This is a genomic window from Arthrobacter sp. SLBN-83 (genome assembly GCF_006715285.1).
GTDB lineage: Bacteria > Actinomycetota > Actinomycetes > Actinomycetales > Micrococcaceae > Arthrobacter.
This window is the reverse complement of sequence record NZ_VFMX01000001.1, coordinates 185017-211038: the sequence shown is the minus strand read 5'-3', so window position 1 is coordinate 211038 and position 26022 is coordinate 185017. Positions and strand designations below refer to the sequence as shown.

The window sequence follows — 26022 nt, the reverse complement described above, 5'->3', positions numbered from 1 at the left end:
GAGCCATTAGCGGCTAGCGCACCTTTGTGGGCAGGACGTCCTGGAACTGCACCATGCACGCGTGGGTGGCCCGGTCCGTCAGTGCCCGGCCAAGGCAGGCCTGGTATTCGCGCACTTGGTCGTAGAGGACCAAAGTGGTGACTATAAGCAGCACCATGACGGCCGCCACCACCAGGCCGGAAATGGTGCCGAAGAGGACCAGCTTTGATTCCCTCAACCGGATGGCCCGCACCAGCAGGACAACGCCCAGGACCAGGCCCACTGCGGTCAGCACTGTCGCCAGCCAGAGGTAGCCGACATCCAGCTGGTACACGAAGAACGCGCCGAGGACCGAGACAACAAACATCCGGAACAGGGTGCGGGTCTTGGCAAGCGAAGCCTTGGCCCCCTCGCTGAGCGGGGGTTTGACCTGCTGCGGCCCGCTCCGGCCCGGTTCGCTGTTCATGTTTTCCAGCGTACGCGAGCGTGCACCTAAGCTGGACCAATGCGTATCGTCGTCCTCGTTTCCGGAACCGGGTCCAACCTCCAGGCCGTCATTGACGCCGTCAAGGCGGGGGAGCTGGACGTGGAAATCGCGGCGGTGGGTGCTGACCGCCAGGGGACGTACGGCGTCGAACGTTCTGCTGCCGCCGGCATCCCCACCTTCGTGGTGGACTTCAAGGCCTACCCGGAACGCGCCGACTGGAATGCGGCCCTCACCGACGCCGTGGCCGCGTACAAGCCCGACGTAGTGGTGTCGTCCGGGTTCATGCGGATCGTGAGCCCCAGCTTCATCGATGCATTCAACGGCAGGTACCTCAACACCCACCCCGCGCTGCTTCCGGCATTCCCCGGGGCCCACGGCGTCCGCGATGCAATGGCGTACGGGGTCAAGGTCACCGGCTGCACCGTGCACTGGGCCGACGCCGGCGTGGACACGGGCCCCATCATCGCCCAGGAAGCGGTGGCCATCGAGGACTCGGACACCGAGGAAACCCTGCACGAGCGCATCAAGGTGGTGGAGCGCCGGCTCCTGGTCTCCACCCTGGCCGGGCTCGCCGCGGATCCCGCCTACTCCGCCTCCGTCTAGAGGGCTACTGCAGGCGGCGCTGGCGGGTTTCGGGGGAGCAGAACGCCATCCACAGCACCGACGCCAGGACCAGGGCACCTGCCAGGGCGAACGACGTGGCCAGCCCGAGTTCGGGCCAGAAGTAGTTGGCGAAGATCAGCGGCCCAAACCCTGCACCCAGCCGCGAGAACGTGGAAGCCCAGCCAAAGCCGGTGCCGCGCAGTTCGGTGGGGTAGAGCTCGGACACGTACGCGTACAGGACCGGGATGGCCACCTGCACCACGAACCCGAACACCAGCAGCCAGAACACCGCGGCGGTGGGGATGTCCACCACGAACGCCACGATCACCAGGGTCAGCGCGGACAGGGGACCGGTGATGGCAAGGATCCATTTGCGGCCCACCCGTTCCACCAGGAGGGCGGCCACCACCACGCCCAGGAATCCGACGGCGGCCATGGAGGCAGTTGTGACGAACGCCTTGTACTCGGCGAATCCGGCGCCGATCAGGATCCGGGGCATCCAGGTCAGGGACAGGTAGTACACCAGCAGGATGCTGAAGAACAGGGCCCAGGCCGCCGTGGTGATCTTCCAGTTGAACTGCCATACGGAGCGGAGCTGGGTCCAGGCGCTGCCGGCCGAAAGCCGTGGCACGTCCTTGGCGTCGGGAAGGCTGTAAGCCCGGGGTTCGGCGCCGGTGGCTTCCACCAGCCCGTCGATGATCCGGGCCGCTTCCTCCCGGCGGCCCTTACGGATGAGGAACAAGGGGGACTCCGGCACACTCCTCCGGACCCAGAACACCAGCAGGGCCGGCAGCACCATCACCAGCAGGGTCAGGCGCCAGTCGCCGGAGAGGGCCACCAGCCCTGCCGAGACGAAGCCCGCCAGGGCTGCGCCTACCGGCCACCACCCATCCATCGCGGTCAGCACCTTCCCGCGCTGTTTCCGCGGAGTGAACTCACCCACCAGGGCATAGTCCACCGGGATGCAGCCGCCCAAACCAAACCCGGCCATGAACCGGAAAACGCAGAACCAGATGAAGTCGGGGGCGAACGCGCCCAGCACGGTGAACACCGAGAACAGCAGCAGGGTTGCCGTAAAGGCCTTCTTCCGCCCCACCGTGTCCGCGATGGTTCCCCAGATGAAGGCACCCAGGGCCATGCCGATCAGGTTCGAGGTGCCCACCCACGCGGCCTCGCCGGCGGAGAGGGACCAGTGCTTGGACAGCAGCGGAATCAGGATGCCGTTCAGGGTCACATCCCAGGCGTCGAACATGAAGCCAAGGCCCCCCACCAGGAAGATCCTGCCCTGGACTTTCCATCGCCAGGGCAGTTCCTGGACCACCTGTTCGCCGCTGGGCACAGTGGTGTAAGTATTCATCGCCGCCTCCTGTTGAAAACTCTAGCCCGGCCTGCCGCGTTCACACTCCGGCAGACACACGGGGCAACAGCGCCCATCGCGATAAACTGGCCCTATCCCCACCAACCGCGGCCTCGTTCCGCGAGATAAGACGGAGACATTTGTGAGCTTCACGCAGCATGAACGCGTATCCATTGACCGTGTACCCATCCGCCGGGCCCTGATCTCGGTCTACGACAAAACCGGTCTGGAGGAGCTCGCCAAAGGCCTGCACGCCGCCGGCGTGAAGCTCGTCTCCACCGGCTCCACGGCCAAGAAGATCGCCGCCGCCGGCATTCCCGTGCAGGAGGTGGAGGAAGTCACCGGTTCACCCGAGATGCTGGACGGCCGCGTCAAGACTCTGCACCCCCGCGTCCACGGCGGCATCCTGGCGGACCGCCGCGTCCCGGCCCACATGGAAACCCTCGCCAGCATGGACATCGAAGCGTTCGACCTGGTGGTGGTGAACCTCTACCCGTTCGTCGAGACGGTCAAGTCCGGCGCCGCGCAGGACGACGTCGTGGAGCAGATCGACATCGGAGGACCTGCCATGGTGCGGTCGGCAGCCAAGAACCATGCCGCCGTCGCCATCGTGGTTGACCCCTCCTTCTACGGCGAGGTGGTGGAGGCCGCTGCCGCCGGCGGCTTCGACCTGAAGACCCGCCGCCGCCTCGCCGCCAAGGCATTCGCGCACACTGCCGCCTACGACAACGCGGTGGCCACCTGGACCGCCAGCCAGTTCCTGGACGAGGACGGCGACGGCGTCATCGACTGGCCCGCCTACGCCGGCTTGTCCCTGGAACGCTCCGAGGTGCTTCGCTACGGCGAGAACCCGCACCAGCAGGCCGCACTGTACGTGGACAAGGCCGCGCCGATGGGCATCGCCCAGGCTGACCAGCTGCACGGCAAGGCCATGAGCTACAACAACTTCGTTGACGCCGACGCCGCATTGCGCGCCGCCTACGACTTCGTCGAGCCCGCCGTCGCCATCATCAAGCACGCCAACCCGTGCGGTGTGGCCGTTGGTTCCGCTGGCGCTGCGGACCCCATCGCCGATGCCCACGCGAAGGCCCATGCCTGCGATCCCGTGTCCGCATTCGGTGGCGTGATCGCTGCCAACCGCACCGTCACCGCCGGCATGGCCAACACCGTGAAAGACATCTTCACCGAGGTGGTCATCGCCCCCGGCTTCGAGCCGGAGGCCGTGGAAATCCTCTCCAAGAAGAAGAACATCCGCCTGCTCGCCCTGCCCGAGGGCTACGGCCGGTACCCCACGGAGTTCCGCCAGGTGTCCGGCGGCATGCTGGTCCAGGTCACGGACAAGGTGGACGCCGACGGCGACAACCCCGCCAACTGGACCCTCGCCGCCGGCGAAGCCGCGGACGAAAAGACCCTCGCTGACCTCGCCTTCGCCTGGACCGCCTGCCGTGCCGCGAAGTCCAACGCCATCCTCCTTGCCGAGGACGGCGCCGCGGTGGGCATCGGCATGGGCCAGGTCAACCGCCTTGACTCCTGCCGCCTGGCCGTGGAGCGGGCCAACACCCTGGGCGTCACGGTGGAGTCCGACGTCGAAGGTGCCGGCGGTGCCTCCAACGCCAGCGGTGCCGGGGCACCGGAGCGGGCGCGCGGTGCCGTGGCAGCCTCCGACGCGTTCTTCCCGTTCGCTGACGGCCTGCAGATCCTGATCGCCGCCGGCGTCCGCGCCGTGGTCCAGCCCGGCGGCTCCGTCCGCGATGAAGAGGTGATTGCGGCAGCGAACGCTGCAGGCATCACCATGTACTTCACCGGAGCCCGCCACTTCTTCCACTAATCCCACGCTTGGCCAGGGAACCTGGCGGCGTGAGCCCGGATTGAACAACGACGGCGCCTGCCCCTGCGAAGGGGACGGGCGCCGTCGTTGTTGTGCTGGCTTAGTCCTGGTCAGCCGGGCGGGAGCCGGGCTCGGGAAGGCAAATCTCCCGGGGCTTGGCTTCCGCCATCCGCTCCTTGGTCCAGTACTCGAGGACTTCCTCGGGGGACTGGGTCAGGTCGACGTGGCTGACGGGATCCTCGTCGGGATCAGGCGCCTTACGATTTTGCTGCACGCTTGAACGTGTCCTGGATGACGGTGCCCCAGTAGGGGCCGTACATCACTGGGGAGCCGTTGTAGCCGTAGCTGTTAATGGAGTTCTGGACGCCATCGGAGTCGACGCCGATGAACCAAGGGCCGCCCGAGGAACCGCCGGTCATGTCGCAGGGGATGCCCTGGGTGGCGAACTGCGGGTTGTTGGGATCCGCCGTGGCCTTGCCGGTGCAGCTCCACAGCGTTTCTCCGTTGAAGGGTGCGGCGGCGGGGTAGCCATAGGACGTGTAGGTGAGGCCGCGGGCCTGGTTGAAGGCGGTGCCCGAGCCGCCGACGATGTCGGTCAGCAGGTCGCCGTTGGTGTCCGGGGCTACGACGGCGAAGCCCGTGTCATAGGTCATGTCGCCGTTGTTTACCCACTGGGTGGGGGCGTACAGGGCCTTGGCGGCCCACTTGCCATACGGCGCGTTGCCGTTCTCGTATTCGGGGACGAAGATGAAGTTGGTGGCGTAAGCGCCAGGGCCTTCGTTGACGCAGTGCCCGGCCGTGGCCACTGTACTTCTGTTCGCTGACGTGACGGCGTTGCCGGAGCACACGTAGTTGGCGCCCCCTAGCGTGAAGAACACCTTGCCGATGTGCGAGACGGGGTTCTCGCTCTTGGCAATGGTGGGCTTGCCCTTGGTTCCCTTGGTGGTGGCAGGCTTGCCCTTCTCCACGAAGAGGGCGCTGGAACGGTTGCCGCGTTCCAGTGCCTTGCCGGCCAGGGTGTCGCCGGGGACGGCACTCTGCATCCGCTCGGGGGTCCAGTAATCTGCCGCACCGCCGGCGTCTACGGTGACGCTGGCGACGGACGGGGTTGGCTTCCCGTCGGACGGAGCAGGGGCCGCAGCGGCCCCGCCGGCGGAAGCGAGAGCCAGCACAGCGGCCGCCGAGAGAGTGAGGAGGCCGGAGGCCAGAGACCTGGTGCTTGTCATTGTTGTCCTGTCTGAACGGGGTTGGGCCCGGGATCGGGAGTGACTCAGCGAATTTATCGTTACCAGTCAAGTTTGTACACAGTAGTGAGATATCAGAAAAGCGACTTAGGGCCCTTCCGGCGTCCTTTGAGGGTGGGAAGGGGCGACGGCGGGCTGGGCGCCCGGGTGCCCAGCCCGCCGTCGTACGTTCTCCATCGCTGTAATCCTGCTCTCACCGCGGTAATGCGGGAGCCCCGTTAAGGTTTGAAGTGGCGTCCTCGGGTAAGTTGTACATGGTGAAATAGACCGAATTTTTCACAACCAAGCCGACCCACAGGGAGACGCCCGCGCATGTCCAAGATTATCTACACCCACACCGACGAAGCGCCGATGCTGGCTACCTATTCGTTCCTGCCCATCATCGAGGCATTCGCTTCGACAGCAGGTGTGGAGGTGGAGACCCGCGACATTTCGCTCGCCGGCCGCATCATCGCCGTCTTCGGTGACTACCTGACCCCCGAACAGCAGATCGGTGACGCCCTTGCTGAACTCGGTGAGCTGGCGAAGACGCCGGAAGCCAACATCATCAAGCTGCCCAACATCAGCGCCTCCATTCCGCAGCTGAAGGCCGCCATTGCAGAACTGCAGGGCCAGGGCTACGCACTGCCGGACTACCCCGACAACCCGTCCTCGGACGAGGAAACGGCCGTCCGCTCGCGCTACGACAAGATCAAGGGCTCCGCCGTGAACCCGGTCCTGCGTGAAGGCAACTCGGACCGCCGTGCACCGCTGTCCGTCAAGAACTATGCCCGCCAGAACCCGCACTCCATGGGTGCCTGGACCCCGGACTCCAAGACCAACGTGGCCACCATGGGCCAGGATGACTTCCGCTCCAACGAGAAGTCCGTGGTCATCGAGAAGGATGGCACCATCTCCATCCAGCTGGTCCGCGGGGACGGCTCCGTCAAGGTCCTGAAGAAGGCCTTCCCGGTCCTGGCCGGCGAGGTCATCGACGGCACCGTGATGCGCGCCGCCGCCCTGGATGAGTTCCTGAAGGCCCAGGTGGCCCGCGCCAAGGAAGAGGGCGTGCTGTTCTCCGCGCACCTCAAGGCCACCATGATGAAGGTCTCGGACCCCATCATCTTCGGCCACGTGGTGAAGGCCTACTTCTCCGAACTGTTCGACACCTACGGCAAGCAGCTCTCCGCCGCCGGCATCAGCCCCAACAACGGCCTGGCTGCGATCCTCAGCAGCCTCGAGGACCTGCCCGCGGATGTCCGCGAGGGCGTCCAGAACCTGATCAAGAAGGGCCTGGAAGACGGCCCCGCCCTGGCCATGGTGGACTCGGACAAGGGCATCACCACCCTGAACGTCCCCAGCGACGTCATCGTGGACGCCTCCATGCCCGCCATGATCCGCAGCTCCGGCCACATGTGGGGCCCGGACGGCAAGGAAGCCGACACCTTGGCCGTCCTGCCGGACAGCTCCTACGCCGGGATCTACCAGGTGGTTATCGATGACTGCCGCGCCAACGGCGCCTACGATCCCACCACCATGGGCACCGTCCCCAACGTTGGCCTCATGGCGCAGGCAGCCGAGGAATACGGCAGCCACGACAAGACCTTCGAAATCCAGGAAGCCGGCAAGGTGCAAATCCTGGATGGCTCCGGCAACGTTCTGCTCGAACACGAGGTTTCCGAGGGCGATATCTGGCGCGCCTGCCAGACCAAGGATGCCCCCATCCGCGACTGGGTCAAGCTGGCCGTCACCCGCGCCCGTGCTTCCCAGACCCCAGCCGTGTTCTGGCTGGACGAGGACCGCGCGCACGACGCCAACCTCATCGCCAAGGTCAACGAGTACCTGAAGGAGCACGACACCGAGGGCCTGGACATCCAGATCATGGCTCCCGTCAAGGCCATCGCCTTCACGCTGGAGCGCATCCGCAAGGGCGAGGACACCATCTCCGTCACCGGCAACGTGCTCCGCGACTACCTCACGGACCTGTTCCCCATCCTGGAACTGGGCACCAGCGCCAAGATGCTCTCGGTTGTTCCGCTGATGAACGGCGGCGGACTCTTCGAGACCGGCGCCGGCGGCTCTGCCCCCAAGCACGTCCAGCAACTGCTGAAGGAAAACCACCTTCGCTGGGACAGCCTGGGCGAGTTCCTGGCCCTGGCCGTCAGCTTCGAGCACCTGGCCACCACCACGGGCAACGCCCGCGCCCAGGTCCTGGCCGACACCCTGGACCGGGCCACCGGCACATTCCTGCTGGAGAACAAGTCCCCGAGCCGCCGCGCCGGCGAGCTGGACAACCGTGGCAGCCACTACTACCTGGCCCGCTACTGGGCTGAAGAGCTGGCCAAGCAGACGGACGACGCCGACCTGGCCGCCGCGTTCAGCTCCGTCGCCAACGAGCTTTCCTCCCAGGAGGAGACCATCGTGGGCGAACTGGCCGAGGTCCAGGGCTCGCCCGTGGACATCGGAGGCTACTACCACCCGGAGGACGCCAAGGCTTCCGCAGTGATGCGGCCTTCCGCCACCCTGAACAAGGTCATCGCCAGCCTGAGCTAGCGGCGGGCTGCTGCGGCAGCCGTGGTTACAGAGAAGCGGGGCTCCGGATAACCTTCCGGAGCCCCGCTTCCTGCTTTAAGTGTTGGTGCCCTACTGACCGGCGGGGGACTTAGTTCTTGCCTTTGCCTTTGTCGCTGTTGTTCTTGCCGGCATTTCCGCCGTTGCCGGACGTATTGCCCTGGTCTGCCGCCGGAGCCGGGGCCGGAGCAGGCGCCGGTTGGGACGCGGGTGCTTCCGGTGCGGGGGCGGGGGCTTGCGTCCCCTGGCCGGCGGCAGAACGTGCGTCCTCGGCAGCCTTCGAGGCCGCCGCCTTCTGCGCTGCGACAGCATCGTTGAGGTCTGCCCGGACAGCTGTGGCCACGGTGGTGATGCTGCGCCGCCGCTCCTCGGAAACCTGGCCCTTCGCCTGCGCCGCGGCGAGGTCCGCCTCAAGGCCGGCCAGTGCCTGCAGCGCTGATTCAGGATTGTTTTGGGACGACGCCTGGGTCACCTCAAGCACCCGTGCCTGGAGCTGCGTGGCGGCTTCGCGCTGCAACCCGTTCCCGGGGGCCGCGCATGCGCTGAGGACGCCCGCCGCGACCAGTGCCGCTGAGCACGCAAGCAGCAGCCGCTGCGGAAATGACTTCCGCAGGGTCACGGTTCCACGCTCTTTTGAAGTTCCTGGAGATGGTCGCCCAGGACGCCGGTCACCGTGGGATAGGGTACGACGTCGGCCGGGCGAGCGGAGATGCTCATCATCACCGCTGCGGCGGCTGCGGCGATCACCAGGACACCGAGTACGACAGCCAGCCAGATGCGCTGCGTCCGGGTCAGGCGCGGCTTTTTGGAAGCCTTGGCGGTGGCCGGGCTGGTTGCCGCCGTACCGGAAGCAGAAGGCGAAGCGGGGGTCCGCTCAGATGGCTGTGCGGATGACACGGGGGAAATCGCACCGGTGGCCTCTGCCGCCTCCCGCACTTCGTCCACTGATTCTTCGGCGGTGATGGTGGGCGGGTGGAAGGGCATCGCGGGAAGCACCCGGGTGGTTTCGGGGGCGAGTTCTCCCGGCGTCGACGCCGGGGAAACCAGGGCCTGGCGCAGCGCCGTCTCAATATCCGCCGCCGCCGGCCGCTCCAGCGGCTCGATGGCCGTCATGGAACGGATGAGGTCGGCCCATTCGGCGGGGACGTCGTCGGGGATTTCCGGGGCACGGTGAAGCCGGGCAACAGCTGATTCCACGGCGCTGCCCGGGTACTCCACGGTGCCCTTAATGCACTCCAGCAGCACCAGGCCCAGGGAATAGATGTCCGTTGCTGACGACAGTGGTTTGCCCAGGGCCTGCTCGGGGCTGAGGTAGGCAGCGGTGCCCACCATGGTGCCCGTGGCCGTCAGGCGGGTGGAATCGACAATCCTGGCGATGCCGAAGTCCGTGAGTTTGGGCCGCAGCGGCTCGCCCGGGCGGATCTGAACCAGGAGGATGTTGCCCGGCTTGATGTCACGGTGGATGATGCCCAGGCCGTGCACGTAGGCCAGGGCGTCGGCGATCCCCGCGCCGATCACGGACAGCTCTTCAAGGGGCACGCGGCTGTGCCGGATGCGGCTGCGCAGGTCCTGGCCCTCCACGAGTTCCATGGTGAGGAACGGCCGGGGTTCGTCCGGGACGCGGTCATCGATGCCGGCATCGAAGAGCGTTACCAGACCGGGGTGGTTCAGGGTGGCGAGGAGCTGGATCTCCGCTTCCTGGCGCTTCAGCTCGTCGGCATCCGGAGCCTGCGGCGCGAAGAGCTTCAACGCAACGTCGCGGCCCAGGTTTTCATCCCGGGCACAGTAAACCGAGGACATTCCTCCACGGCCTATTACCTCACCCAAACGATAGCGACCGCCGACAACTTCATTCTTGATGGAGCTAGGCGATTCCGCCACCATGACCGTTCCTCCCGGTGCGCTGCGGCACTGATGTACCTCAAATTATACGGGCGGGACGGCCGAACTAGCGATTGACCTAGGCTTTCACGTTGCGACACGCCGACGGCCCGGTGGCGGATTCAAGCACTTCCGCCACCGGACCATTGGCTACAAGGACACGTGTGCTGAAGACGTGTTTTGTACTGTTCTTTCGTTTCCGGGCTGTTGTCCTCCTTCCGTCAGCCCGCGGAGTGCTGCTGCTTCAAGCGCACCGGTGCGGGCGATTTTTGTACTGTCTGTGAAGCGCTTTACGACACCTTGCGCTTGCGGAGCATCAGGAGTCCGCCGGCCAGGAGCAGCAGCGCCAGGGGAACCATCGTTCCGTCCCAGCCCGTGTTGGCGAGCCCGGCGTGGGCAGCTCCCGTGTTGGCAAGGGCAGACTTGCCGCTCGCCGGGGCGCTGCGGGGAGCAGTGACAGGGGCGATGGCGCCGCTGACAGCTGTGGAGCCGGCCGGTGCTGCGGAGACGCCTCCGTTGCCGGTGGTGCCGGCGCCGCCATTCATGCCCGTGGAATCATCGCCGGGGGCGGTGCCGCCGTTGCCTGCGGGGTCGTCCGAACCCGGGGTGCTGGTATTGGGAGTCCCTGTCCCGGGATCAAGCGTGCCGGTGTCACCGGTGGTGCCGTCGCCCGGGGTGGTACCGGGATTGGTGGTGCCCGGATCGGTGGTGCCGGGAGTGCCGGTGTTGGTGTCGCCTCCGAGTCCCAGGCCAATGCCAAGGTCAACTACAGCGTCCAGCCCGCCGTTGCCCGTTCCGGTGCCCAGATCGGCACCAAGGTCAACAGCTGCATCAACTCCGGCTGCCGCCTCACCGGTGGTGAGTCCGCCGAGACCGAGGTTGACGTCGGCTGCGGCTGCCACGTCGGTGGTGCCGTCCGTGGTTCCGGTGATGGGATCGGTGATGCCGCCGAGGCCGAGGTTCACGGCTGCGTCGACGGCGAGGTCGGCGGTGGTGCCGTCCGTGGTTCCGGTGACGGGATCGGTGATGCCGCCGAGGCCGAGGTTGACGTCGGCTGCGGCAGTGACATCGGTGGTGCCGTCCGTGGTTCCCGTGACGGGATCGGTGATGCCGCCGAGGCCGAGGTTGACGTCCGCTGCGGCTGCCACGTCGGTGGTGCCGGTGGTTGCCGGGTCAGTGGTTACGCCACCGAGACCGAAGTCCACGTTGGCATCGACGGCGAGGTCGGCGGCGGTGCCGTCCGTGGTTCCCGTGACGGGATCGGTGATGCCGCCGAGGCCGAGGTTGACGTCCGCTGCGGCTGCCACGTCGGTGGTGCCGGTGGTTGCCGGGTCAGTGGTTACGCCACCGAGACCGAGGTCCACGTTGGCATCGACGGCGAGGTCGGCGGCGGTGCCGTCCGTGGTTCCCGTGACGGGATCGGTGATGCCGCCGAGGCCGAGGTTGACGTCCACTGCGGCAGCGACATCGGTGGTGCCGGTGGTTGCCGGGTCAGTGGTCAAACCGCCCAGGCCGAGATCCACAGCTGCGTCGACGGCGAGGTCGGCGGTGGTGCCGTCCGTCGTACCTGTAGTGGGCGCCGTGACGGGATCGCTGATGCCGCCGAGGCCAAGGTTGACGTCCACTGCGGCGGCGACACCGGTTGAACTGGCCGGCGTTGGGTCACCCAGCAGGCCCAACGACGTCGAGTCAGCGGGTGCCGCCGCCGAGATGAGGGCGGTGGCGGACAGGTCCGTCCCGCTGGTGGTGGTGTCTGCGGCGTTGGCCGCAGCGCAGCCGAAGGTGAGAAGGCCACCGGCAAAGAGGGTGCTAAGCAGCCCCCTGCGAAGGGTGCAGTTCATGATGCTTACTCCTGAAAAGTTGATGTTGTCCGGCGCTGGTCAGCTGCCGGTATAGCCACGTGCTGCCCATGAGCGGGCAGGGCGGCATCAACTAGTCAGGAGAAGAACCGGGGTCAAAGGACACCGGGGCAGGGGCGTGTTCGGACATATCTCCGGCAAGGAGAATGCCGGTAGGTTCGAAATCGAAGCCGAAGGGGCTCAGCCATGCGGCGGCACCGGAAGTGCTGCCTGACGACCCACCGCTTCCCGTGCCCGATCCCGGGGCCGCAGGAGCGTTTGCAGGCAGCGGCGTCGGGTCAGCGGGAAAAGGCTCATCCGCAACGGGGTCACCAAGCCCCGACATATCAGGCTGCACAACGGGCATTCCAGCCAGCCGAGCAGCGCCCCCGGCTTCCGGGAGGCCGCTGCCCGCTGACGATGCGTCCGCCGAAGCCAGAGCATCCTGATCGGTTTCGGTTGCCGGCTGCGGCACGTCCGTGGATGCTTCCGCCGCAGCAGGGGCCCCTGCAGGAGCAGGAGTTTCCGCAGTCGGAAGCTCCGCCTGGACTGCGTCGATTGGCTGCTGGAACTCAGCTGGCGGTTCGGGAAGCGGGACGGGCAGCGGGGCGGCGCCGGTCAGAAGATCGGAAACAGGTTGGAGTACCGGTTCGAGCACAGGAACAGCATCGGCTGCAGGGTCTACGACAACCTGCACGACACCCGCTGTCACGCCGTCGGCGACTTCAACCAGGGGAGTTGACACAGTGGAGACCGTTCCCGCGGGAACCACTTGGTCCACCACCGGAACGGAGGCGATCAGGTTGTCCGCAGGTCCGGAAACCTGGGTTACCACGGGCTGCAAGAGCCCAGGAGTTGCCGAAGGGCCGGCCGGGGAACCCAAAGGAGCCGGTGAGACAGCGTCCGTAAGATCGTGGGTCAAGGATGAAACCGAGCTGGTGACGCCGCCGAGAAGGGACGAGGAGTCGGGCCCGGTGTCCGCCGAAGCGGCCGTGGAGGAAAGCGTCAACCAGGTCACTGCGGCGGCTCCGGCAAGAAGCGCCGGGCGCAGGGCACGCAATGACAAACTCCTATGAGCCATGCGTACCACCCCCCAGTGACCGGTGCAATTGATGCCCCTAAATACTAAGACTGCTTATTGCTGGAAGTCCAGCGTCTGCTAAAGGGATTTTACAAATGGTGGGAATACGCTCGAAAAGTGTCATCCGCTTAGACAACCCATCACCTTGCTGAGACTGACTCCGCAAGCTGCATCGCCGCCGTCGTACGCCCTTTGCCGAAGCCCTCTAATGCCTGTCGTTGGGGTAGGTGACTCCAAGCTGGGCCCGGACGCCGTCGAAGAGGCGCATGGTGTTCAACGTGTCCTCCAGGGGCATGACGGGGCTTTCGGTCAGCCCCTGCTGGATGCAGCGCACCACCTCACGCAGCTCGTACGCGTAACCCTTGCCCACGACGTCGAAGCTTTCCGTCCGGCGGTCCTCCCACCCTTTGGCGATGAGAAGCTCACTCGGGTTGTTGATGGAACCCACGCTCTGCAGGAAACCGAGGCTTCCCGCCACGGTGGCCGTGCGGGGGCCGTGGGCCAGGAGCGAGGAGGTGAGCTGGACCTGGGCGGCGTGGTCGTAGCCAAGGGTCATGGCGTTCTGCGCGTCAACGCCATCGTCATTGACCACGCCGGTGGCGCTGACAGTCTGTGGGAAGCCAAGCGTGCCGAGCGCCCACAAGAGCGGGTAGACGGACAAATCCAGCAGGGCGCCGCCGCCGTCATTCCGCGCCCATAGCCTGGCAGTGGGGGAGTACGGTGCAGGAAAGCCAAGGTCCGCCGTGACCCAGTGGATGTCACCCAGTTCCCCGGAGGCTGCGATCTCGAAAGCCCGCTGCATGGAGGGCAGGAACCGGCTCCAGACCGCCTCCATCAGGAAAAGCTTCCGGCTGCGCGCAACGTCGATAAGCTCCGCGGCCTCCCGCGCATTGATGGTGAAAGCCTTCTCGCAGAGCACGTGCTTACCGGCGTTGAGGGCGGCGAGGACAATTTCATGGTGCTGTGCGTGCGGCGTGGCAACGTATACAACATCCACGGCGTCATCAGCCAGGAGCCGCTGGTAGCCGGGCACACCGCCGTCGTCCCCGTACGCCTTGGCAAAGTCGTAGGCCACCGCGAATGCATCGGCGGTGTCCTGGGTCCTGGAACTGACCGCATACAGGTCGGCGTCTTCCAGGAGCGCCAGATCCTGTGAGACGGCGCGGGCAATGCTGCCGGTTGCAATGATTCCCCAGCGCAGGGGAGCCCCGGTCGCGGGGCGGGGATCCTGGTTGGGCTGGCTGGACAGCCATGGCGTGGCGATGGGAGCAGTCATAGCTGCCATCCTGTCACAGGGATGTGGAAGGCACGCGGAACTGCGGACCGCCCGGAGAAGGAAACGAAAAAGGGCCAAAGATGGAAGCAACTGTCCACCTTTGGCCCCTCTTGCGCGCGTCAGGCGGTGGCGGCTACTGCCCGGTCCCGCACTGGTTCTTCCGTGAGCTTGCCCTGCTGAAGCCGGAAGCGGCGGTCGGTCTTGTTCGCCAGGACCCGGTCGTGGGTGACCACCAGGATGGTGGTGTTGTGGTCGCGGCTCAGCGAGCTGAGGAGTTCGATGATGTGGTCCCCGGTCTGCTCGTCCAGGTTGCCCGTGGGCTCGTCGGCGAGGATCAGTTTGGGCTCGTTGGCCAGTGCCCTGGCGATGGCCACACGCTGCTGCTCGCCGCCCGAAAGCCTGTTGATGCGCCGGTCGTGTTTGGATGGATCCAGCTGGACCTGTTCCAGCAGTTCCTTGGCGCGCTGCAGCCTGGCACCTTTCCGGACCCCCGCAAACTCCATGGGGAGCATGACGTTGTCCACCGCGGTCAGGTTGGGGATCAGGTTGAACTGCTGGAACACGAAGCCGATGTCCCGGCGGCGGTACTCGGTCAGCTTGCTGTCCGGCAGGCTGGCCAGGCTGACGCCGTTGACGACGACGTCTCCGCTGGTGGGCTTGTCCAGCGCACCCAGGAGGGACAATAGGGTGCTTTTGCCGCTGCCGCTCTTGCCCACGATCGAGGCGAGGGTGCCCTGCTCCAGGACGAAGCTGACATCATTGACGGGTTTGATGGTGCGGTCGCCGGAGTTGAAGGTGCGGACCAGGTTCTTGACTTCAATCATGGCTATTCTCCTCGCAGGACTTCGATGGGACGGATGCGCGCCGTGAGCAGCGCGGGAACCAGGGCGCCGATGATGGCGACGCCAAACACGGCCGCGATGCCGCCCGCGATGACACCGGGGGATGCGCTGGCGGTCACGGAGTTCAGCAGCTGGGAAGCGCCGCCGAAGGGTCCACCCTGCCCGCCGCGGAAGCCCCCTGCGCCGGCTGCGCCGCCCGGGAAACCGCGGCCCGCGGTGGCAGAAGCGGTGGTGCTGTTGCTGCTGATCAGGGCGGAGGCGATGCCGCCACTGGCGAACGATGCGATGGCTGCGCCGACTGCACTGCCCAGGGCCGCCAGGACCAGGGCTTCGAGGACAAACTGGAGCCCGATGGTCCGGTTGGGCGCCCCGATGGCCTTCAGCACGCCGATCTCGCGGCGGCGCTCGCGGACCAGCATCACCATGATGAGCAGGATGATCAGGCCGGCAGTGCCCAGCGCGGCAATGAAGGCGATGAAGGAGATGTTCTTGACGCTGTCCAGGGAACTGACCGCCGTCTGCAGGTTCTGGCCCTGGGTGACATCGGCCTTGTCGGTGCCCAGGGCGGCCTGCAGCGCCGTCTTGGTGGCGGCGACGTTGTCCATGGAGTTGACCGTGACGATCATGCTGGACAGTTCACCGGGCGTTCCGGCGAGGGTCTGGGCGGTGGGGAGGGTGACGTACACGGCGTTGTTGCCAAAGGCCGTGCCGGCGTCGAACAACCCGGAAACCGTGTAGCTCTGGTCATTGATGGTGAAGGTGGATCCGACGGTGAGGTTGTTCTTCTCCGCCAGGGTGGTGCCGAGTAACGCCCCGGTGGATGCTGCCGTGTAATCACCAAGGCCTGAGCCCTGGCTGATGTTCAGTGCCTTGCCCGTGGCGTCCACCTCGGCTCCGATGCCGGTGGCGGTGATCGGCAGCGACCTGGGCTGCTGCGTGGTCCCGGTGGATCCCGTGGTCCCGTTGGCCTGCTGGTTGCGGTTGCCCAGGGTGCCGGCATCCACTGCGGCTGTAAGGCTGGTGGTCAGGGTGGCTGCGGCCTGGCCGCCGGGGCCTGCCTGGCCGGCCTGTCCTCCGGAACGGGCCTGGCTGGCTTGTCCTGCCTGGCTGGACGCCTGCGCTGCCGCCGCTGCCGCATTGCGCAGGCGCAGTGAGGAGGTTCCGACGACGGCGCTGACGTTGGGAACGTCCGCGGCCGTGGTTGCCTGTGCGGTGGTGAGCGGTTCCCCGCCGCCTTCGAAGCCTTGCCCGCCGGCGGGGTTGACCGTCAGGACGGTGCCCACGGAGGCATTGAGCTCCTGGACTTTGGCTCCAACCGCCTGGTTGGCCACCAGCATGGCCAGGGCCAGGCCGATGGCGACGGCCAGCACCGCAACGACAGCTGCGGTGCGGACCTTGTTTCTGAAGGCATTGCCTACGCTTCGGGCAAGGACGCTCACGTTACTCCTACGACTCAGGGGCCGGCGCGGAGGGCCGGCTTCGCATCAACCTTCGCCGGGCATCCTGTGCAGGTATCCGGCCGAAGCTGTGTTTGTCCTGTGAAGGATGTTGCTGCTGTGCCGGACGCCGGAAAGCCCGGCCCCAATGAAGGGACCGGGCTTTCCGGTTGCCGGTCTTACCCGGCGGGTGCTGCAGAGGTGTTACTTGGTGATCGGGCCGAGTACGGGATCGTCCGTGTAGGCCGTCTTGACGTTGGCGGCGGTCACGATGACCGGCTCCAGCAGGTAGGCGGGAACCACCTTGTTGCCGTTGTTGTAGGACTTGTCGTCGTTGACCTCAGGCTTCTTGCCGGCCTGCAGGTCCTTCACCATGGTGATGGCGTGCTCAACGAGCTTGCGGGTGTCCTTGTTGATGGTGGAGTACTGCTCGCCGGCGAGGATGGACTTGACCGACTCAACCTCGGAGTCCTGGCCGGTGACCACCGGGATCGGCTTGCCTGCGGCCTTGACCGAGGTCAGGATCGCACGGGCCAGGGTGTCGTTGGGGGACAGGACGCCGTCAACGTTGGCGCTGGTGTAGCTGCCGCTGAGCAGGGTGTCCATGCGGCGCTGGGCGTTCTCCGCCTTCCAGCCCTGGGTCACGGCCTGCTCGAAGCTGGTCTGTCCGGAGACAACCTTGAGGGTGCCGTCGTCGATCTTGGGCTTCAGGACGCTCATGGCGCCGTTGAAGAACACCTTGGCGTTGGCATCATCAGGGGAACCGGCAAACAGTTCGATGTTGTACGGGCCGTTCGGCTTCTTGGCCTTCATTCCGTCCAGCAGCGCCTGGCCCTGGAGCACACCGACCTTGAAGTTGTCGTAGGCCACGTAGTAGTCCACGTTGTCGGTGTTCAGCAGGAGGCGGTCGTAGGCGATGACAGTGGCGCCGGCGTCCTTGGCCTGCTTGAGCTGGGTGCCCAGCTGGGAGCCGTCGATGGCCCCCACGATGATGACCTTGGCACCCTTGGTGACCATGGCGCTGATCTGGTTCTGCTGCTCCGAAACGCCGCCGTTGGCGAACTGGACGTCAGCCTTGAACCCCGCGCCGTTGAGGCCGTCGTTGAACAGCTTCTCGGCCAGGACCCAGTTTTCACTGGTCTTCTGCGGAAGGGCAACGCCGATGGATGAGCTCTGGTCGAATCCGCCAGCGCCTCCGCTGGCTCCGCCCGATGAGCCGCTGTCATTGCGGCCACAGCCCGTCAGCGCCAGTGCTGCGATGGCAGCAACCGCTGCGGCCTTTCCTGCTTTACCAAACATTCGCATTGTTGGTTCTCTTTCTTTGTGTGATGGAACGGTATTCAGGCTGCAAACTTCAGGCTTCCCTGGCGATCGCTTCCTTGGTGGAGGTGGTTTCGTCGGGCTGGATGGGGTTGCTGGGCCCGGAAGTGGGTCGGTTCATGTTCCGGGTCAGCATGCCGATGATGGAGCGCTTGCCCTGGGACTTGTTGTAGACGTCGAAGGCGACGGCGATCAGGAGCACCAGGCCCTTGATGATCTGGGTGAGGTCGGCGCCGACGCCAAGGAGCTGCAGGCCGTTGTTGAGCACTGCCATGACCAAACCACCGATGATGGAGCCGACCACGGTGCCCACACCGCCGGTGACTGCGGCGCCGCCGATGAAGACTGCCGCGATGGCGTCCAGTTCCCAGCCGACGCCGTCGAACGGGCCCGAGGCGGTGGAGCGGCCCACGAAGATCATGCCGGCCAGGCCGGCCAGGATGGACATGTTCATCATGACCAGGAAGTTGACCTTCTTGGACTGGACACCGGAGAGTTCGGCCGCGTGGCGGTTGCCACCGACTGCGTAGACGTGCCGGCCCAGGATGGTGCGGGAGGAGATGAAGCCGTAGATGAGCACCAGGACGGCCAGGATGAGGCCGGGGATCGGGAAGGAGGTGCCGGGCCGGCCGGTGGCAAACAGGTACGTGGCGTAGAGGATGGCGGCGCAGACCAGGACCAGCTTCAGCACGGTCACCCACATCTCGGGAACTTCAGCGCCCAGCGCCTTGGCGCGGGCCCGGGAGCGCAGCTCGCCCACCACGACGAAGGCCACGACGGCGATGCCCAGCAGCAGCGTCAGGTTGTTGTAGCCGGTGTTCGGTCCCACCTCGGGCAGGTAGCCGGAGCCGATGAACTGGAAGTCATTCGGTACGGGGATGGTGTTGGACTTGCCCACGAACTGGTTGAAGCCGCGGAAGAGGAGCATGCCGGCCAGGGTGACGATGAAGGCGGGGATGCCGACATACGCCGTCCACCAGCCTTGCCAGGCACCAATGATGGCGCCGAGGACCAGGCCCAACAGGATGCCGGCCCACCAGGGGATGCCCCAGTCGCGGATGGCCAGGGCAACAGTGACCCCGACGAATGCCGCGACCGAACCAACGGAGAGGTCGATGTGGCCTGCGATGATCACCAGGACCATGCCGATGGCCAGGATCAGGATGTAGGAGTTGCCGTTGAAGAGGTTGATGACGTTGCCGGGGGTCAGGGTCCGGCCTTCGGTGGCGAACTGGAAGAAGATGATCAGGGCCACGAGGGCGAAGATCATGCCGAATTGGCGGGTGTTTCCGCCAAACAGCTTTTTGAGGGCGTTCATGGTGTCAGTCCTTGTGTCCGGAAGGTTCTGGATGGGCCAGAGGGTCAGGCGGCTTTTCGGGTGGCGGAGGTCATCAGCTTCATCAGGCTTTCCTGGCTGGCCTCTTCTTTGGTCAGGACACCGGTGATGGCGCCTTCGAAGATGGTGTAGATGCGGTCGGACAAGCCCAGGAGTTCGGGCAGTTCGGAGGAGATCACGATGACTCCCTTGCCCTGGTTGGCCAGCTGCTGGATGATTCCGTAGATCTCATACTTGGCTCCGACGTCAATGCCGCGGGTCGGTTCGTCGAGGATCAGCAGGTCCGGGTCGGTGAACATCCACTTGGCCAGGACCACCTTCTGCTGGTTGCCGCCGGACAGCTTGGCCACGCCCTCCTCGACGGACGGCGTCTTGGTGCGCAGCGACTTGCGGTACTGCTCGGCCACGGTGAATTCCTGGTTGGGGTCCACCACCGAGTTGTGGCTGATCTTCTTCAGGGCGGCTGACACGGTGGTGGTCTTGATGTCATCAAGGAGGTTCAGGCCCAGCGACTTGCGGTCCTCGGTGACGTATCCCAGTCCGGCATCGATGGCCTGGCGGACGTTCTTGAGGACGATCTCCTTGCCGTCCTTATAGATGTGGCCGTCGATGAAGCGTCCGTAGGAGCGGCCGAAGACGGAACGGGCCAGCTCGGTGCGGCCGGCGCCCATGAGCCCTGCGAAGCCCACGATCTCCCCGCGGCGCACGTAGAAGCTGGAGTTCTTGCAGACCAGCCGGTCCTGGACGGCAGGGTGGCCCACGGTCCAGTTCTTGACCTCGAAGAAGACTTCCCCGATCTTGGGGGTGTGGTCCGGGAAGCGGGATTCCAGGGTGCGGCCCACCATGCCCTTGATGATGCGGTCCTCGTCTACGCCGTCCTTCTTCACATCCAGCGTCTCGATCGACTTGCCGTCACGAATGATGGTGATGGAATCGGCGATCTGCTCAATTTCGTTGAGCTTGTGCGAAATGATGATCGAGGTGATGCCTTTGGCCTTGAGCCCGAGGATGAGGTCCAGCAGGTGCTGCGAATCGGATTCGTTCAGCGCGGCCGTGGGCTCGTCCAGGATGAGGATCTTCACGGACTTGTTCAACGCCTTGGCAATTTCCACCAGCTGCTGCTTGCCGACGCCGATTTCCTTGATGGGGGTGTCCGGGTCTTCCCGCAGGCCGACGCGCGCCAGGAGGTCCAGGGACCGCAGGCGGGCCTCGGCCCAGTTGATGACGCCCCGCTTGGTGGGTTCGTTGCCCAGGAAGATGTTTTCCATGATGGACAGCTCGGGGATCAGCGCCAGTTCCTGGTGGATGATCACGATGCCGGCGTGCTCGCTGGCGCGGATATCCCGGAACTGCTGGACCTGCCCCTGGTAGACGATGTCCCCGTCGTAGCTCCCGTAGGGGTACACACCGGAAAGGACCTTCATGAGGGTGGACTTGCCGGCCCCGTTTTCGCCGCAGATGGCGTGGACCTCGCCGGCTTTTACGCTGAGGTTCACGTTCGACAAGGCTTTAACGCCGGGGAATTCCTTGGTGATGGACCGCATCTCAAGGATGACCGGGTCCGTGTGCGTGGTCTGGGACGTCATGAGCCCTAACCCTCCAATGCAATGACTTCTTTGTCCGGCCGGCAAAGCGCAGGGCCGTCTGAACCAAAAGTAAACTGGATCACAGCTATTGTCGTCAAGTCTTTAACGCAATTGCCGGATAACGAAACGGTCTAGGACTTCCGGATTCCCGCATGTTGGAAGACCAAAGCTGCTGCCCCCAGGGCCTCCGCGCGGTCCCCCAGCGAGGACATGGTGAGGGTGGTGGTTTCGCCGATCACGGGCACCGCATGCCGGATCAGGCCCCTCCGGATGGGGTCCAGCAGGAGGTCCCCCAGCCCGGCCAGAGGGCCGCCGACCACAATAACCTCGGGATTGATCAGGTTGGCCACGTTGCCCAGCGCCCGGCCCACTGCAAGGCCCGCATCGTCCACCACGCGGAGGGTGGCGGAGTCCCGGTTCAGGGCTTTGCGGACAATGTCCGCGGGAGTCAGTGGAGGGTCGTCGCCGCGGCTGAGGAGTTCGATCATGGTGGTGGTGGAAGCGATGGTTTCCAGGCAGCCGCGGTTGCCGCAGCGGCACACCAGGCCCTGCTCATGGATAGTGGCATGGCCGATTTCGCCGGTGATTCCCACGTTGCCGTAATAGGGCGCGCCGTTGAGGATCAGGCCGGCGCCGATGCCGGATCCGATCTTCAGGAACAGCAGGTTGCTGACCCCGGAATGCTGCCCCCAGGTCACCTCCGACCACGCGCCCAGGTTGGCGTCGTTGTCAACAAACACGGGGATTCTCAAGGTTTCCTCAAGATGCTGGAGGATGTTGATACCCACCCATTCCGGAAGGATGGCCCCCTGCGCCACCGTCCCGGTCCGCCGGTCGATAGGACCGGGAATCCCGACGCCGGCACCCACAACGGAGGACCGGTCCACGCCGCTTTCGCGCAGCAGTTTCTCCAGCAGGGCCACCGCGGCCTGGATGCCGTCATCCGCCTGATGGCCCAGGGGGAGCATCACCGATTCCTCGGCAATGACGTGGTAGCTGAGGGAGGCCAGTACCACCCTTAGGTGGCGGCGGCCAAAGTCGATGCCGACGGCCACGGCGCCGTTGCTGTTGAGCCGCACGTTCAGCGCCCGCCGGCCCGAGCTGGTGATCGGTTCGGTGGATGCCAGGCCGGAGTCGAGCATGATTTTGACGATGTTCGAGACGGTGGCGGTGGACAGCCCCGTTTGCCGGGCGAGCTCCGCCTGCGTGGAGGGGCCGCCCATCAAGGTCTCGATGATCCGCTGCTGGTTCAGCTGCCGCAGCGCGGACTGGGACCCGGGATTCTTGGGCTTGCTCTTCGTTGAGCGCGGGGGTGCGGACATGCTAAGAACATTGCCCTATTGCTGCTCTTGTAGTCAAGAAGTTAACGCATAGCCGCGCGCCGGCGTCTAGGCAACCACCTGGACAAGCCTGCTTGCACTGGCCCGTGCATTCTGTCCCGGACGTCAACCGGACGGGTCCAATCGACCCGGCGCACTCCGCTCAGGGCTGGCTAGGCTGGAAGGCGAGAACACTAAAGCGCAGCCATCCCGTGTGGAGAGGCATACAGAAGGTGGTAACGATGCTGCTGTCCGTCCTGCAGGCCAATGCCGCGGTCCTGGACGTCGAGGCCAATCTTCGGACGCTGGATGATGCCGCGCACCGGGCCGCCAAAGCGGGTGCGGACCTGCTGCTCACGCCGGAGTTGTTTCCGGTCGGCTACGCCCCGCTCAGGCTGCGGTCCGAACTGGACCCGGCAACCCTTCCCGCCATCCGTGCCCAGCTGGCAGCCATCGCCCGGCGGAACAGAATTGCGCTCGTCTACAGCCTGCCCTCAGCTGCAGGAAGCGAAAGCGGTGCTTCCGCCCAGGGCCGCGACTGGCACATTTCGGCGTCGCTGGTGGACGCCGCCGGCACCGAGCTCCTGACTTACGCCAAGGTGCACCTTTTTGGCGGCGAGGAACGCAAGGCCTTCGTGGCAGCCGCTGAACCTCCCGCCGTCGTCACCTTCAAGGGCCTGCGCACCGCCCTGCTGATCTGCTACGACATTGAATTCCCCGAGGCCGCCAGGGCGGCAGCCGCCCGGGGCGCCGAACTGCTCCTGGTGCCTACCGCCTTGTCCGCCGGCTTCGACGCTGTGCCGCAGGTGCTGATCCGTGCCCGGGCGCTTGAAAGCCAGCTGAACGTGGCCTATGCCAACCACTGCGGAATCGAGGACGCGTACACGTTCGGGGGCGGAAGCGTGGTGGCCGGCCCGGACGGCGCACTCCTCGCCGCCGGGGGCGACGGTCCGGAACTGCTGTTCGCCCAGGTTGGAACCAAGGCCGTGCACGAAGCGCGGGAAGAAGTGCCGTACCTGCGCGAGCGCCGGCCTGAGCTCTACCGGGAGTGGGAGGGGCGCCTGGCCGGGGACACCGATACCGCCGGCTGAGCCTGGGCCGTCAATCAGCGCCGGCGTTCAAGCCGTCCGCGTACTGCAGCGCAATCCACAGCTCAGCCCGAACTTGCGCCTGGTTCAGGTCCATCTGCAGCAGGTCGCCAAGGACGCCGATCTGGCGCCGCACGCTGTTCCGGTGCAGCCCCAGCAGTTTCGCGGAGCCGTCCCAGCTGCCGTTTTCGCTGAGCCACCCGCGGAGGACGGCCAGCAGCGGATCGCGCCGGTCCGGTTCCAGCGCCAGGACCGGCCGCAGCAGCCTTTCGGCCAGCAGGGTGCCTGCCTCGCGGCCCAGCAGTCCCGTGACAGACCAGGACACCTCGTCGGCGCGGACGCTGTTTCCGCTTCTCTGGACCTGGCTGCGCAGCGAGGTGGCACGCTGGTAGGCGGCCGGAAGGGCGGTGAGCTCGGTGGGTTCACCGATCACCAGGCGCCATCCGAGTTTCTCCACGTCCGCAAGCAGGGCATCGTCAACCTTGAGCCGGGTCACTGCGGCGAACCCGTAGTCCGTAATCTCCACCAGCTTGGAATCGAACATCCGCCGCCACTGCAGGAGTTCCCGCACGGGACTGTCGCCGGCCGGCCAGTCGGGCGCCTCCACCTTGATGCCCTGCACCACGCGCATGGGCGCGGAGCGCGTGGAGGACAAGCTTTGCGCCAGCAGGTCCTTGAGCCCGTTCAGGTGTTTGGTGCCGCCCGTGACGAGGCTTTCGGGGTGCAGCAGGACGGCGGTGGCCAGCTGGCTGGGAGCCAGCGACCCGCTGGTGCGCTGCCTTACCAGCAGCTCAAGCAGCCCGACGACGGACTGGACCACGTTGTTCTGCGCGGGCGTGAGCGGAACGTCGGAACCAAGGATGAGGGCGCCCAAGTTGGCATCCCTGGTGCTGCGCAGCGGGTGCCCCACCACCAGCGCCGAGCCCGGCTGGTCGAAGCCGTCCATTTCCACCCGGGGGCCTCGGCCGGACAGCAGCCGTTCCAGCATCGGCTCCAACAGGGAAAGTTCGACGGCGGTGCTGCCGCCGGCGTTGGTGCCGCGGGCCCGCACCCTGCCGTCCGCTCCCACCATGACCGCCCACACGGGTACGCGCTGGACCAATGCCGCCAGCAGTTCGTGCTCGGGTTTGGGGGAGAGGACGGCGCGCATGAGCTGACGGTTGGTCTCTGCCAGCTGCCGGAAAACCCTGGCGTTGTCAGTCTCCAGGAGCTGCGAGAACTCGAGCCCGATAGCAGCGAACGGCAGCGACTCCGGCACCTCGAACAAGGTGAGGTTGTGCCTGCGGCAGGCATCCACCACCACGTCCGGGACTGCGTCGAAGTAGGGCCTGATCCCGAAGCCGAGGGCGGCCACCTTCGCCCCAACCAGCCGCCGGACATAGGCATCCACCTTGGCAGGTGACCCCCCCTCGCCAAGGAAGGGCAGGCCGGCCGTGAGCAGGAACTCACCCTCGGGCAGATAAGGTGTGGGGTCCTCCAGCTCGCTGGGCTCCACCCACCGCAGCAACTGGCCGCCGCTGTCGCCGTCGTGGAGCATCTTCAGCAACGGCGGCAGCTGGTCAAGGAACTGCTGGAGGGTGACAAAGCTCAGCCGCCCGGTTGCGGCGGGCTCAGCCGGCATGGCCGATGCCGGCGCGAACCGGCTCCTGGTAGTCCGGGCACTGGTGCGCCGCACCCGCGACGCCATAGGAACGCGGCAGGCGCGGGGCGATCCTGTTGATGATCTCGTCTCCGTGGCTGCCAATGGCCGCTCCCCAGTCGTCGGCGCTGGCTGCACCGGACGCGGGGTCGCCAAACAACACAGCGGTATCACCCACTTCGATGCCGGCGGGCTCCGGCCCCAGGTCCACCATGAACTGGTCCATGCACACCTTGCCGATCACGGGCACCCGGCGGCCTCCGACACTCACCACCGGACGGCCGCTGATGCCCTTGGGGATGCCATCCGCATAACCGAGGGGAATCAGGCCCAGGTAGCGCGGCTCGTGGGTGATGGCCTGGTGCTCGTAACTGATCCCGGTTCCGGCGGGAACCTTCTTGATCATCACCAGCGGAGCCGTCACGCTGAGTGCGGGCCGCAGTCCGAAGTCGGCGGGAGCCAGATAGTCGGCAGGTGCCAGGCCGTAGATGGCCAGCCCGGCACGCACCATGTCGAAATGGAATCCGGGGCGGTCCAGGATGTTGGCGGAGCTCGACACGTGCCGGAGTTCGGGCTGGAGCCCGGCCTCTTTCGCCAGCCTGACCGCGTCCTCGAATTCCGCTACTGCCGAAGCATTGCCGGGATGGGCCGGCACGTCCGCCCACGCCAGGTGGGTCCAGATGCCCCGCACCCGCAGGGTGCCGTCGAGCTCGGCCTGGCGGGCCCGGGCAACCAGCCCGGCCCAGTCCTCCATACGCGCGCCACCCCGGCTGAGTCCGCTGTCCAGTTCAAGATGTACGACGCCGGGACGGCCAAGGCGCCGTGCGGCGGCTGCCAGCACCTCCAGTTGGGAGACGCTGCCGTGGGACAGATCGACGTCGTTTTCCAGAGCCTCAGTGATGGCCTCACTCGTCTGGGATGCCAGATAGAGCCAGGAGAGGATGGGAGCCGTGATGCCCGCCCTGCGGAGTGTGATGGCCTCGGCGAGCTGTGCCGTGCCAAGCCAGTCTGCGCCGGCCTGGACCGCTGTTGTGGCCACCTCAACCAGGCCGTGGCCATAACCATTCCCCTTCACCACGGCCATGAAAAAGGGCGCGGTGCTGCGTTTCTTCAGGGCTTGGATGTTGTCCGAAATGGCGGACAGGTCCACGGTGACCTGCCCGGACAGGACCGCCGAAGCAGGCCGCTGGGTGTGTGCATTAAGTCTCATGGTGGATCACTATAAGTCATTTTGCACCGGGTTGAGAGTTGCCTCACATGCCAACCTTGGGGAGGGGAAACCGAAAACTACTCTGAAGGGACGTCAACGTTGACTGTGCCTGTAACCACCGA

21 protein-coding genes are annotated in these 26022 nt (G+C 65.9%); 4 read left to right on the top strand and 17 right to left on the bottom strand.

Annotation, left to right across the window (positions count from 1 at the left end; translation table 11 throughout):
- Positions 1-13: 13 nt before the first annotated feature.
- Entirely contained in the window at positions 14-445 is a 432-nt protein-coding gene (locus FBY30_RS00855) for a hypothetical protein (RefSeq protein ID WP_142130745.1), read from the bottom strand.
- A gap of 39 nt (positions 446-484) precedes the next feature.
- Here FBY30_RS00855 and purN point away from each other — a divergent pair, with 39 nt between their 5' ends.
- Positions 485-1069, top strand: a complete 585-nt coding sequence (purN, locus tag FBY30_RS00850) for a phosphoribosylglycinamide formyltransferase (protein WP_142130744.1) — start codon at positions 485-487, stop codon at positions 1067-1069.
- A gap of 4 nt (positions 1070-1073) precedes the next feature.
- Here the strand turns inward: purN and FBY30_RS00845 are convergent, their stop codons facing one another.
- The gene (locus FBY30_RS00845; protein WP_142130743.1) at positions 1074-2426 is read right to left on the bottom strand and encodes an MFS transporter; all 1353 of its coding nucleotides are present in this window, start codon (positions 2424-2426) and stop codon (positions 1074-1076) included.
- 142 nt (positions 2427-2568) lie between these two features.
- Here FBY30_RS00845 and purH point away from each other — a divergent pair, with 142 nt between their 5' ends.
- Complete coding sequence (gene purH, locus FBY30_RS00840; RefSeq protein WP_142130742.1) at positions 2569-4254, top strand: bifunctional phosphoribosylaminoimidazolecarboxamide formyltransferase/IMP cyclohydrolase; 1686 nt, start codon at positions 2569-2571, stop codon at positions 4252-4254.
- Between the two features lie 100 nt (positions 4255-4354).
- On the opposite strand, the gene FBY30_RS20750 is transcribed toward purH, so the two are convergent.
- Together FBY30_RS20750 and FBY30_RS00835 are read right to left on the bottom strand one after the other, a co-directional pair.
- The gene (locus FBY30_RS20750) at positions 4355-4528 is read right to left on the bottom strand and encodes a hypothetical protein (RefSeq protein WP_200830606.1); all 174 of its coding nucleotides are present in this window, start codon (positions 4526-4528) and stop codon (positions 4355-4357) included.
- On the bottom strand, positions 4512-5480 hold the full coding sequence (locus tag FBY30_RS00835; RefSeq protein WP_142130741.1) for a trypsin-like serine peptidase: 969 nt from the start codon (positions 5478-5480) through the stop codon (positions 4512-4514). Before FBY30_RS00835 ends, FBY30_RS20750 begins: the two co-directional genes overlap by 17 nt.
- Before the next feature lie 330 nt (positions 5481-5810).
- Here FBY30_RS00835 and FBY30_RS00830 point away from each other — a divergent pair, with 330 nt between their 5' ends.
- On the top strand, positions 5811-8030 hold the full coding sequence (locus tag FBY30_RS00830) for an NADP-dependent isocitrate dehydrogenase (RefSeq protein WP_142130740.1): 2220 nt from the start codon (positions 5811-5813) through the stop codon (positions 8028-8030).
- Positions 8031-8139: 109 nt separating this feature from the next.
- Here the strand turns inward: FBY30_RS00830 and FBY30_RS00825 are convergent, their stop codons facing one another.
- From FBY30_RS00825 to FBY30_RS00775, 11 genes are all read right to left on the bottom strand, one after another.
- A complete protein-coding gene (locus FBY30_RS00825) occupies positions 8140-8667 on the bottom strand; it encodes a hypothetical protein (protein ID WP_142130739.1) in 528 nt (175 codons plus the stop codon).
- Positions 8664-9932: a serine/threonine-protein kinase gene (locus tag FBY30_RS00820; protein ID WP_142130738.1), complete on the bottom strand. Its 1269-nt coding sequence runs from the start codon at positions 9930-9932 to the stop codon at positions 8664-8666. The genes FBY30_RS00825 and FBY30_RS00820 overlap by 4 nt, the downstream gene beginning before the upstream one ends.
- 287 nt (positions 9933-10219) lie before the next feature.
- A complete protein-coding gene (locus FBY30_RS00815; protein ID WP_142130737.1) occupies positions 10220-11770 on the bottom strand; it encodes a hypothetical protein in 1551 nt (516 codons plus the stop codon).
- Between the two features lie 91 nt (positions 11771-11861).
- Positions 11862-12827, bottom strand: a complete 966-nt coding sequence (locus tag FBY30_RS00810; RefSeq protein WP_235009280.1) for a hypothetical protein — start codon at positions 12825-12827, stop codon at positions 11862-11864.
- A gap of 226 nt (positions 12828-13053) precedes the next feature.
- Positions 13054-14124 (bottom strand): Gfo/Idh/MocA family protein, encoded by a 1071-nt coding sequence (locus FBY30_RS00805; RefSeq protein ID WP_142130735.1) that lies wholly within the window; start codon positions 14122-14124, stop codon positions 13054-13056.
- A gap of 119 nt (positions 14125-14243) precedes the next feature.
- Positions 14244-14948, bottom strand: a complete 705-nt coding sequence (locus tag FBY30_RS00800) for an ABC transporter ATP-binding protein (protein ID WP_142130734.1) — start codon at positions 14946-14948, stop codon at positions 14244-14246.
- Positions 14949-14950: 2 nt separating this feature from the next.
- On the bottom strand, positions 14951-16405 hold the full coding sequence (locus FBY30_RS00795; protein WP_142130733.1) for an ABC transporter permease: 1455 nt from the start codon (positions 16403-16405) through the stop codon (positions 14951-14953).
- A 201-nt stretch (positions 16406-16606) separates the two neighbouring features.
- A complete protein-coding gene (locus FBY30_RS00790) occupies positions 16607-17707 on the bottom strand; it encodes a substrate-binding domain-containing protein (RefSeq protein WP_142130732.1) in 1101 nt (366 codons plus the stop codon).
- Between the two features lie 49 nt (positions 17708-17756).
- Positions 17757-19040 carry a multiple monosaccharide ABC transporter permease gene (gene mmsB, locus FBY30_RS00785; RefSeq protein WP_142130731.1) on the bottom strand — a complete coding sequence of 428 codons (1284 nt, stop codon included), beginning with the start codon at positions 19038-19040 and terminating at the stop codon, positions 17757-17759.
- 44 nt (positions 19041-19084) lie between these two features.
- Entirely contained in the window at positions 19085-20644 is a 1560-nt protein-coding gene (gene mmsA, locus FBY30_RS00780) for a multiple monosaccharide ABC transporter ATP-binding protein (protein ID WP_142130730.1), read from the bottom strand.
- Positions 20645-20775: 131 nt separating this feature from the next.
- Positions 20776-21966 carry an ROK family transcriptional regulator gene (locus FBY30_RS00775; protein WP_142130729.1) on the bottom strand — a complete coding sequence of 397 codons (1191 nt, stop codon included), beginning with the start codon at positions 21964-21966 and terminating at the stop codon, positions 20776-20778.
- Between the two features lie 239 nt (positions 21967-22205).
- Between FBY30_RS00775 and FBY30_RS00770 the strand changes: the two genes are divergently transcribed.
- Entirely contained in the window at positions 22206-23054 is an 849-nt protein-coding gene (locus tag FBY30_RS00770) for a nitrilase-related carbon-nitrogen hydrolase (RefSeq protein WP_142130728.1), read from the top strand.
- 10 nt (positions 23055-23064) lie between these two features.
- Here the strand turns inward: FBY30_RS00770 and FBY30_RS00765 are convergent, their stop codons facing one another.
- Positions 23065-24672 carry a PucR family transcriptional regulator gene (locus FBY30_RS00765; protein WP_142130727.1) on the bottom strand — a complete coding sequence of 536 codons (1608 nt, stop codon included), beginning with the start codon at positions 24670-24672 and terminating at the stop codon, positions 23065-23067.
- On the bottom strand, positions 24662-25900 hold the full coding sequence (gene alr / locus FBY30_RS00760; protein WP_235009279.1) for an alanine racemase: 1239 nt from the start codon (positions 25898-25900) through the stop codon (positions 24662-24664). Before alr ends, FBY30_RS00765 begins: the two co-directional genes overlap by 11 nt.
- Positions 25901-26022: the final 122 nt, after the last annotated feature.